Source organism: Kitasatospora sp. NPDC091257 (assembly GCF_044757675.1).
In the GTDB taxonomy this organism is placed as follows: Bacteria; Actinomycetota; Actinomycetes; order Streptomycetales; family Streptomycetaceae; genus Kitasatospora; species Kitasatospora lactacystinica.
Map to the genome: position 1 here is coordinate 1 of NZ_JBIVVI010000204.1, position 9,712 is coordinate 9,712.

4 protein-coding genes are annotated in these 9,712 nt (G+C 71.9%); 2 read left to right on the forward strand and 2 right to left on the reverse strand.

The window, feature by feature from the left end; translation table 11 throughout:
* The first annotated feature begins 45 nt into the window (after positions 1-45).
* A complete protein-coding gene (locus tag ACIQOV_RS12560) occupies positions 46-891 on the forward strand; it encodes a phosphatase PAP2 family protein (RefSeq protein WP_401047939.1) in 846 nt (281 codons plus the stop codon).
* 20 nt (positions 892-911) lie between these two features.
* On the opposite strand, the gene ACIQOV_RS12565 is transcribed toward ACIQOV_RS12560, so the two are convergent.
* A complete protein-coding gene (locus ACIQOV_RS12565) occupies positions 912-1,475 on the reverse strand; it encodes a GPR1/FUN34/YaaH family transporter (protein ID WP_401047942.1) in 564 nt (187 codons plus the stop codon).
* A 350-nt stretch (positions 1,476-1,825) separates the two neighbouring features.
* Complete coding sequence (locus ACIQOV_RS12570; RefSeq protein WP_401047944.1) at positions 1,826-4,387, reverse strand: SpoIIE family protein phosphatase; 2,562 nt, start codon at positions 4,385-4,387, stop codon at positions 1,826-1,828.
* A gap of 481 nt (positions 4,388-4,868) precedes the next feature.
* On the opposite strand from ACIQOV_RS12570, the gene ACIQOV_RS12575 reads away from it, so the two are divergent.
* Positions 4,869-9,470, forward strand: a complete 4,602-nt coding sequence (locus tag ACIQOV_RS12575; protein ID WP_401047947.1) for a HAMP domain-containing protein — start codon at positions 4,869-4,871, stop codon at positions 9,468-9,470.
* Positions 9,471-9,712: the final 242 nt, after the last annotated feature.

A 9,712-nucleotide genomic window follows, 5' to 3' on the forward strand; every position in this document is an offset into this window, starting at 1 on the left:
GCCCCTTCCCAACCGGGAAGGGGCTTTTTGCGTTACCCTCTGCCAATGCAGAACCTGACCCTGACCTGGCAGTCCGCCGGGGCCGCCGCCATCGGCCTCCACGCGGGCGCGTACGCCGCGGCGAAGGGCCGGAAGCCGGCGCTGTCCGCGCTGCTGCGGGAGGCCGGGACGCTGCTGGCGCTGTTCGCGCTCTGGCAGCTGGTCGGGCACCTCTCGGTGATGAGTACGGACCACGCGCTGGACCGCGCGAGCTGGATCCACCACACCGAGCAGGTGGTCGGGCTGCCGGACGAGGCGTCCTGGCAGCGGGCGGTCACGCCGTACCCGGTGCTGGTGAGGCTGGCGAACTACTACTACGCGGCCATGCACTTCGCCGTGATGCTGGGCGTGCTGCTCTGGGTGTTCGTGCGGCACCGCGAGCGCTACGCGTGGGTGCGCAACACGGTGGTGATCACGACCGCGGTCTGCCTGCTGGTGCAGTTCATCCCGGTGGCGCCGCCGCGGATGCTGCCGGAGAGCGGTTTCGTCGACGTGGCCGCCCAGTACGGGCAGTCGGTCTACGGCGGCGCGGTCGGCGGTGTGGTGGTGGCCGATCAGCTGTCGGCGATGCCCTCGGTGCACGTCGCCTGGTGCGTGCTGGCGGCGGTCGCGGTGATCCGGGTGTCGCGCAGTTCACTGCGATGGGTGATGGTGCTGCATCCGGTGCTGACGGTGGCCGTGGTGGTGGTGACGGCGAACCACTTCTGGTTGGACGGCATCGTGGCGGTGGTGATCCTGCTCCTCGCCTACGCCGTGCTGGCGTTGGCGGCACGCCGACGGGGCCGGGCCTCCGTCGGGACGGAGGTCCGGCCCCGCGGCACCGCCGAGGAGCAGTTGGAGCAGGTGGGCTGACCGAGGTCGTTCCCGGCCGGTTACTTGACCGGCAGGGCGATCTTTCCCCAGGAGCCGTTGCTCAGTGCGGAGGTGGCCCAGTACCAGGCGGCCAGCCCGGAGACGGCCGCGATCCAGCCGGCGGCCTTGGCCAGGCCGCCGTAGCCGCCGAAGGTGGCGATGGCGGAGAGCAGCAGGGAGACCGTCAGCAGGCCGTAGACGGCGCGGCCGAGCAGGCCCGAACCCCAGCTCGCGGCGGTGAGGGTGAGGGCGAGCAGGGCCCACAGCAGCAGGAAGAGTCCGGCGGCGTTCTTGCCCGCCCCTGCGGCCGTTGACCAGGTCGCCCAGAAGGCGCCGAGGGTGGTGAAGGCGGTTCCGGTGAAGCCCTCGCCGCCGCGGAGTTGCCAGAGGCCCGCGATGAAGAGGGTGACGCCGCCGAGGATATGGGCGAGGTGGGCCGCGTTCCCGGCTCCGGCGCCGTGCAGGATGCCGGTGGAGAGCAGGCCGTAGGCGAGCAGTGTGAGACCGAGCGCGAGGTAGCCGAGGTTACCCGCGTCGGCTCCGGTGGAGCGGGCGTTCGTTGCCCCGGAAGCGTCGTTGCTCACCGGAGGCTCCTTTCACTCTGGGCGCGCGCAGGGCGCAGTGACGCTGTGGTGTCGTCTCGATGAGTGGATGCGCGCGACCGCGCCGAAGGCGCACGGTTGTGAGTGTGCGCGGGCTGCGGTCGGAAGTGAGGGGCCATCGGAAGTGGTGGGCCAGCGGAGAGCCGCTGGTCGTGCCCCCCGCCGGAGGGAATCTCCGGTGAGATCGGTCTACCCGACCCCGTTTCGCTTGTACCCTTGTGAATATAACAATTTGTGACTGCGTCAGCACGGCCCAGCACGGCCCAGCACGGCGCCAGCAAGGCACCGACGCCGCGCCGACACTCGCCAGCATGCGCCGGCCCGCCGGACGCTCAGGTCTTGCGCTGGGTGGGCACCCGGAGGGTCAGGATCGCCATGTCGTCGGACGGCGGCTCCGGGGCGAAGCGTTCGACCGCACGCTGCACCCTCGCCGCGACCGCCCCGGCGGTCAGGCCGGTACAGCCGGTGAGCACCTCGGCGAGGCCGTCGTCGCCCAGCATCCGCCGGCCCTCGCGGCGTTCGGTGACCCCGTCGGTGACACAGAGCAGGACCTCGCCGGGGGCGAGCACCAGGTGCTCGGCGGTGAGGTCGAGGTCCTCCATGACGCCGAGCAGCGGCTGCGGGGTGGCGGCCCGGTCGACCTGGCCGTCGGTGCGCAGCCGCAGCGGCAGCGGGTGGCCGGCGCAGACCAGGGAGAGCTCGGTGCTGCCGTCCGGGCGGGGCGTCAGCTCGCCGTAGAGCAGGGTGAGGAAGCGGCTGCGCGAACCCTCGTCCAGGATGGCCGCGTTGAGCCGGCGCAGCACCTGCGGGGCGTCCAGGCCCTCGCGGGCGAGGAGCCGCAGCGAGTGCCGGGCCAGGCCGGTGACCGAGGCGGCCTCGGGGCCGGTGCCGCAGACGTCGCCGATGGCGAAGCCGTAGGTGCCCTCGCGGATGGTGAACAGGTCGTAGAAGTCGCCGCCGACCTCGTTGCCCTCGCCGGCCGCCTGGTAGTAGACGTCCACCTCGACGCCGGGGATCTCCGGCAGGTCCGGCGGGAGCAGGCTGCGCTGGAGGGCCTGGCTGGTGGCGGTGCGCTCGGAGTAGAGGCGGGAGTTGTCCAGGGCGAGGGCGGCCCGGCGGGAGAGGTCCTCGGCGAGTTCGAGGATCTCCTGGCGGAATCCGACGCCGGCCGGGACCCCGAGCACCAGCAGGCCGATGACGCGGTTGCGGGCGGTCAGTGCGAGGACGACGGTCTCGCCGAGCAGGCCGGCGAGTTCCGGGCTGTCGGCGAGGCCGCCCGCCTCGGCGGACTCTGCGAGGGCCGTCCAGAACCATACGCCGTGGGCGGGGCCGGCCTCCGGTACGGGCGTCTTGTCGAGCAGGTCGCGCAGCGGGTCGATGCGGTCCTCGTCCTCGTGCAGGACGAAGGCGAGCCTGGCCGGTGAGGAGCGGTCGGCGGTGGTGTAGACGGCACACCAGGAGGCGAGGGTGGGGACGGCCATCTGGGCCATCAGCGCGAGGGTCTGCTCGTGTTCGAGGGTGCCGGCCAGCAGGTCGGAGGCCTCGACCAGGAAGGAGAGCGAGCCTCGGCGCAGCTGTTCGAGCTCGGTCAGCCGGGTGCTCTCGACGGCGAGGGCGACCCGGTCGGCGGCGAACTGCAGGCGCAGCGCGTCCTCGTTGTCGTAGCGGCCGGGCACGGCGGCGGCGATGCCCAGCGAACCGATCAGTCGGCCCTCGACCTTGAGCGGGACGGTGATCAGGGAGCGCATGCCGCTGTCGGAGAGCAGTGGCAGGCCGGTGGGCCGGGCGGAGAGGTCCTCGTGGACGGAGGGCAGCCGGGCGGAGTCGTAGCGGTTGCCGGTGCCGACCGGGAAGCGGGTGTGCCTGCGGTGTCCGGAGGTGAGGCCGGTGGCGGCGCGGACCTCGAACTCGGCCTCGTCGTCGGTGGTGAGCAGCAGGTACGCGGCGTCGCCGTCGAGCAGGTCGCGGGCGCGTTCGACGGTGCGCTGGAGCAGGGTGTCGAGGTCGTCGGTGGCGACCGGGCCGGCCAGCAGGTCGAGCCGGGGGCCGGCCGGGTCGGGGCGCTCGCCGGGCAGGGCCCGGGCGGGGGAGCGCAGCACCGCGCGGTCGGGTTCGAGGACCAGCAGGCAGAGGGTGGAGGGGACACCCTCGGTGTCGCGCAGCCGGACCTGGACGCCGTACACCTCGACCTCCTGGCCGTCCTGGCGGCGGATGCCGTAGCCGCCCTCCCAGCGGGCCATCCGCAGGGTGTCGGTCAGGCCGAGGCCGCGGGCGGGGGACTTGGGCCAGACCGCGAGGTCGGCCCAGGGGCGGCCGAGGACGGCCCCGGCGGGGTACTGGAAGAGCGCCTCGGCGTCCGGGTTCCAGGCCAGCACCCGGCCGTCCTCGTCGAGCTGGACGACGGCGACGCGCACCGGGCCGGGGCCGCTGGGCAGATCGCTGCCGGGGGTCGCGGGAACGGCGTAGCGGGTCCCGGACACGTGTACGGGCAGCGCGAGGCGGAACCAGACGGTCTTGCGTCCGGCCGCGTACTCGACGCCCCACCGCTCCGAGAGGGCGGAGCACATCAGCAGGCCGCGACCGCCCTCGCCGTCCGGGTCGGCGTAGCGGTCGGAGCCGGTGACCGGACCGTCGCCGAGCGAGGGCAGGCCGCGCTCGGGGTGGTGATCGGTGACCTCGATCCGGACGCTCTCCTCCTCGCGCAGGCAGCAGACCTCCGCGGCGGTGCCGGCGTGCACGACGGCGTTGGTGACGAGCTCGCTGACCAGCACGACCGCGTCGTCGACGACCTCGGGCAGGCCCCAGCCGAGCAGCGCGTCCCGGATGAACCCCCGTGCGGCGGCCGCGGACCGGCCGTCGGGATCGAAGGTGGCGGCTGCGCGCGCGGTGACCACGTTGCCACTTCTCCTCTGCTGCTCTTGCCCTGGCTGTCCGGGGTGCGGCGCCGAATCCCCGTGCGCGCCGTCGGGGTGAGCGGCGGCGCTGGGTCGGGTCGTGGCCCGGTGCAGCGCTCCACCCTACTTTCCGCTTGGTTCCCCGTGGGGACGGGGAGTCGAAACAGGCACCTGAGGGTGATTCTGCCCACCTGTTTCGGACGGTGCGGTACGAACCGAGCGCAACCGGCCGTGCACCCGGTGCCGGTGCTGCCAGACTGGGGGGTCCGCGACGGTCGGTGCGAGCAGTACGGTCGTGTGGGTGCCGGCGCGTCGCGGACCGTCGGCACGCAGCCCAGCCGGGCCGGTGCCCGGGTGCGTGCCGCACCGGCACGGTCGGTCACCGGACAGTTCACGATGTGGGAGGGGCCCGTTGAGTTCGGCCACCAAGGACGCAACCGGAACGACGCCGCCCACTGCGCGCGGTGGACGCCCCGGGGCCGTGCCGCGGAACGCGGCCGGCCGACGGGCGCCGGGCCACAATCGTGGCGCGGAGCCCGCCGAGCTGCGCAAGCTGCTGTCGGCGCTGACCGCGATGAGGGACGGCAACTTCCGCCGCCGGCTGACCGTCCCGGGGGACGGGCCGCTGGCCGAGATCGCCGCGGTGTTCAACGAGGTCGCCGAGCGCAACCAGCACCTGACCGGTGAACTGGCGAGGGTCCGGCGCGCGGTGGGCCGCGAGGGCCGGCTGAACGAGCGGCTGGAGACCGGCGCGGGCGAGGGCGCCTGGATGGCGGCGGTCGACAACTGCAACGCGCTGATCGACGACCTGGCCCGCCCGATGGCCGAGGTGGGCCGGGTGCTCACCTCGATCGCCGAGGGCGACCTGGACCAGAAGATGGAGCTGCGCTCGCTGCACAGCAACGGGGTGAGCCACCCGCTGCGCGGCGAGTACCTGAAGATCGGGCGGACCGTCAACGGGCTGGTGGACCAGCTCTCCGAGTTCACCGACGAGGTGACCCGGGTGGCCCGCGAGGTCGGTACCGAGGGCAAGCTCGGCGGCCAGGCCAAGGTCCGCAGCGTGTCCGGCAGTTGGAAGGACCTGGCGGACTCGGTCAACACCATGGCGGGCCGGCTGACCGCCCAGGTGCGCAACATCGCCCAGGTGACCACGGCGGTGGCCAAGGGCGATCTGTCCCGCAAGGTCACCGTCGAGGTGGCCGGCGAGATGCTGGAGCTGAAGAACACCGTCAACACGATGGTCGACCAGCTGAACGGGTTCGCCGCCCAGGTCACCACGGTGGCCCGGGATGTGGGGACGGAGGGCCGGCTCGGCGGGCAGGCCCAGGTGCCGGGCGTGGCCGGGGTCTGGCGGGACCTGACCGACTCGGTGAACTTCATGGCGAACAACCTGACCGGCCAGGTGCGCAACATCGCCCAGGTGACGACCGCGGTCGCCAAGGGCGACCTGTCGCAGAAGATCGAGGTGGACGCGCGCGGCGAGATGCTGGAGCTGAAGAACACCATCAACACGATGGTCGACCAGCTCTCCGGCTTCGCCGAGCAGGTGACCCGGGTGGCCCGTCAGGTGGGCACCGAGGGACGGCTCGGCGGTCAGGCGCAGGTGCCCTGGGCGGCCGGGGTCTGGCGGGACCTGACCGACAACGTCAACTTCATGGCGAACAACCTCACCGATCAGGTGCGCAACATCGCCCAGGTGACGACCGCGGTCGCCAAGGGCGACCTGTCGCAGAAGATCCAGGTGGACGCGCGCGGGGAGATCCTTGAGCTGAAGAACACCATCAACACGATGGTGGACCAGCTGGGCGCCTTCGCGGACGAGGTGACCCGGGTCGCCCGGGACGTGGGCACCGAGGGCATCCTCGGCGGCCAGGCCAGCGTGCCCGGCGTGGCCGGGATCTGGAAGGACCTGACCAACTCCGTCAACCTGATGGCCAACAACCTGACCAGCCAGGTCCGGAACATCGCCGAGGTGACCACGGCGGTGGCGCGCGGCGACGTCTCCAAGAAGATCACCGTCGACGCCCGGGGCGAGATCCTGGAGCTGGTGACGACCGTCAACACGATGGTGGACCAGCTGTCGGCGTTCGCCGACGAGGTGACCCGGGTGGCCCGCGAGGTGGGTACCGAGGGCATCCTGGGCGGCCAGGCCCGGGTGCGAGGGGTGTCGGGCATCTGGAAGGACCTGACCGACAACGTCAACTTCATGGCGTCGAACCTGACCGGGCAGGTGCGCAACATCGCCGAGGTCGCCGGTGCGGTGGCCCGCGGCGACCTCTCCAAGAAGATCGCCATCGACGCCCAGGGCGAGGTGGCGGCGCTCGCCGCGACCCTCAACACCATGGTCGACCAGCTGTCCTCCTTCGCGGTGGAGGTCACCCGGGTGGCCCGCGAGGTCGGCACCGACGGCACCCTGGGCGGCCAGGCCAGCGTGCCGGGCGTGGCCGGCATCTGGAAGGACCTGACCGACAACGTCAACCAGATGGCCAACAACCTCACCGGCCAGGTGCGGAACATCGCGCTGGTGATCACCGCGGTGGCCCGCGGCGACCTCTCGCAGAAGATCGACGTCGACGCGCGCGGCGAGATCCTCCAGCTCAAGACCAACATCAACACCATGGTCGACCAGCTGTCGGCCTTCGCCGACGAGGTGACCCGGGTGGCCCGCGAGGTGGGCACCGACGGACGGCTCGGCGGCCAGGCCCGGGTGCCCGGCGTGGACGGCACCTGGCAGGACCTCACCGAGTCGGTGAACGAGCTGGCCAACAACCTGACCCGGCAGGTGCGCGCGATCGCCCAGGTCGCCACCGCGGTCACCAGGGGCGACCTGAGCCTGCGGATCGACGTGGACGCCGCGGGCGAGCTCGACGAGCTCAAGGACAACATCAACCAGATGATCGCCAACCTGCGCGAGACCACCCGCACCAACCAGGAGCAGGACTGGCTCAAGACCAACCTGGCCCGGATCTCCGGTCTGCTCCAGGGCCGCCGGGACCTGGAGGCGGTCGCCTCGCTGATCATGACCGAGCTGACCCCGGTGGTCTCCGCCCAGCACGGAGCCTTCTTCCTCGCCCAGCCGGCCGGCCGCACCGCCGAGCTGATCACCGAGGACGACGACGAGAACGACACCGTGCTGCGCCTGATCGGCAGCTACGGCTACCAGCGGCGGGCGATGCCGACCACCTTCCGCCCCGGCGAGTCGCTGATCGGCCAGGCCGCGGTGGAGAAGCGGGCGATCATCCTCAAGGAGGCGCCGCCCGGGTACCTGAAGATCGCCTCCGGGCTCGGCGAGGCCTCCCCGGCCCACATCGTGGTGCTGCCGGTGCTGTTCGAGGGCCGGCTGCTGGGCGTGATCGAACTGGCCACCTTCAGCTCCTTCACCACCGTCGCGCTGGACTTCCTGAACCAGATCGCGGACCTCATCGGCGTCACGGTCAACACCATCAGCGTCAACACCAAGACCGAGGGCCTGCTGCTGGAGTCTCAGCGCCTCACCGCCGAACTCTCGATGCGGTCAGCCGAGTTGGAGGCCCGCCAGGAGGAACTGGAGCGCACCAACGAGGAGTTGCAGGAGAAGGCCGAGCAACTCGCCCAGCAGAACCGCGACATCGAGATCAAGAACGGCGAGATCGAAGAGGCCCGGCAGGTCCTGGAGGAGCGCGCCGAGCAACTCGCCCTGGCCTCCCGGTACAAGAGCGAGTTCCTCGCCAACATGTCGCACGAGCTGCGCACCCCGCTCAACTCGCTGCTGATCCTGGCCAAGCTGCTCTCCGACAACAACGAGGGCAACCTCTCGCCGAAGCAGGTCGAGTTCGCCGACACCATCCACGGCGCCGGCTCCGACCTGCTCCAGCTGATCAACGACATCCTCGACCTGTCCAAGGTCGAGGCCGGCAAGATGGACGTCCGCCCGGCCCGGATCGCGCTGGTCCAGCTGGTCGACTACGTCGAGGCCACCTTCCAGCCGGTCGCGCTGGACAAGAACCTGGACTTCGCCGTCCGGGTCTCGCCCGCCCTGCCGGTCACCCTGCACACCGACGAGCAGCGGCTCCAGCAGGTGCTGCGCAACCTGATCTCCAACGCGGTGAAGTTCACCGACGCCGGAGCCGTCGACTTCTCGATCCGCCCGGCCGGCCGGGAGGTCCCGCAGGACGTGCGCGAGCGGCTGCTGGAGTCCGGCTCGATCCAGGGCCCGGACGACGAGCTGATCGCCTTCGCGGTCTCCGACACCGGCATCGGCATCCCCGGGAACAAGCTGCGCGAGATCTTCGAGGCGTTCAAGCAGGCCGACGGCACCACCAGCCGCAAGTACGGCGGCACCGGCCTCGGCCTGTCCATCAGCCGCGAGATCGCCCGGCTGCTCGGCGGCGAGATCCACGCCGAGAGCGAGCTGGGCAAGGGCTCGACCTTCACGCTCTACCTGCCGCTGCGCACCGAGGCCCCGGAGGCCGTCGGCGACCCCCGCTCGACCGTGCCGGCCGGCCTGGCGCCGCGCGCCTCGGTCGGGGTGACCCCGGTGGGCCTGCCGGTGCCGGTCGGCGAGAACCCGGCCGACCACTGGGCCCAGGAGGTCCGCGAGCTGGCCGAGGAGCGCCGCCGCGGCGCGGTGGAGCGCCGGCGCAGCGCCGCCCTGGAGAGCGCCGCCGGACCACGGCCGGTGGAGCCCCTCCAGCCCCGCCCGGTCAACGGCGGCCGGCGCTTCGACGGCCAGCAGGTGCTGATCGTGGACGACGACGTCCGCAACGTGTTCGCCCTCACCAGCGTGCTGGAGCAGCACGGCCTGACCGTCCTGTACGCCGAGAACGGCCGCGAGGGCATCGAGATGCTGGAGCAGCACGAGAACGTGGCGCTGGTCCTGATGGACATCATGATGCCGGAGATGGACGGCTACGCGACCACCGAGGCGATCCGCCGGATGCCCCAGTTCGCGGGCCTGCCGATCATCGCGCTGACCGCCAAGGCGATGAAGGGCGACCGGGAGAAGTCGCTGCAGGCGGGTGCCACCGACCACATCACCAAGCCGGTGGAGACCGACCACCTGCTGTCGGTCATGCGCGAGTGGCTGAACGCGGACCGCGCGTGAACGCGGACCGCGCGTGGTCGCGGGGGGAGGCGTGAAGCCCCGACCGGGCCCCGGGGTTCACGTCGGCCGGTCGGCCGGTTTGCTGGCGGTGGGGCCCGGGAACCGGGTAGGGTCACCGATCGTTGCGAACAGTGACCGGATGGCGACACGCTGCTGAGCGTGCGCCGGAGCACTGGCTGCGCGCCGCCCCGGATCGGGTCACGACGGGGCGATGTGCCGGGCGAGGGGGTGCGGCTAGCATG

Excerpts from the sequence above, each read along its gene's own strand:
- ACIQOV_RS12560 (WP_401047939.1), top strand. The coding sequence starts at position 46 with ATGCAGAACCTGACCCTGACCTGGCAGTCCGCCGGGGCCGCCGCCATC.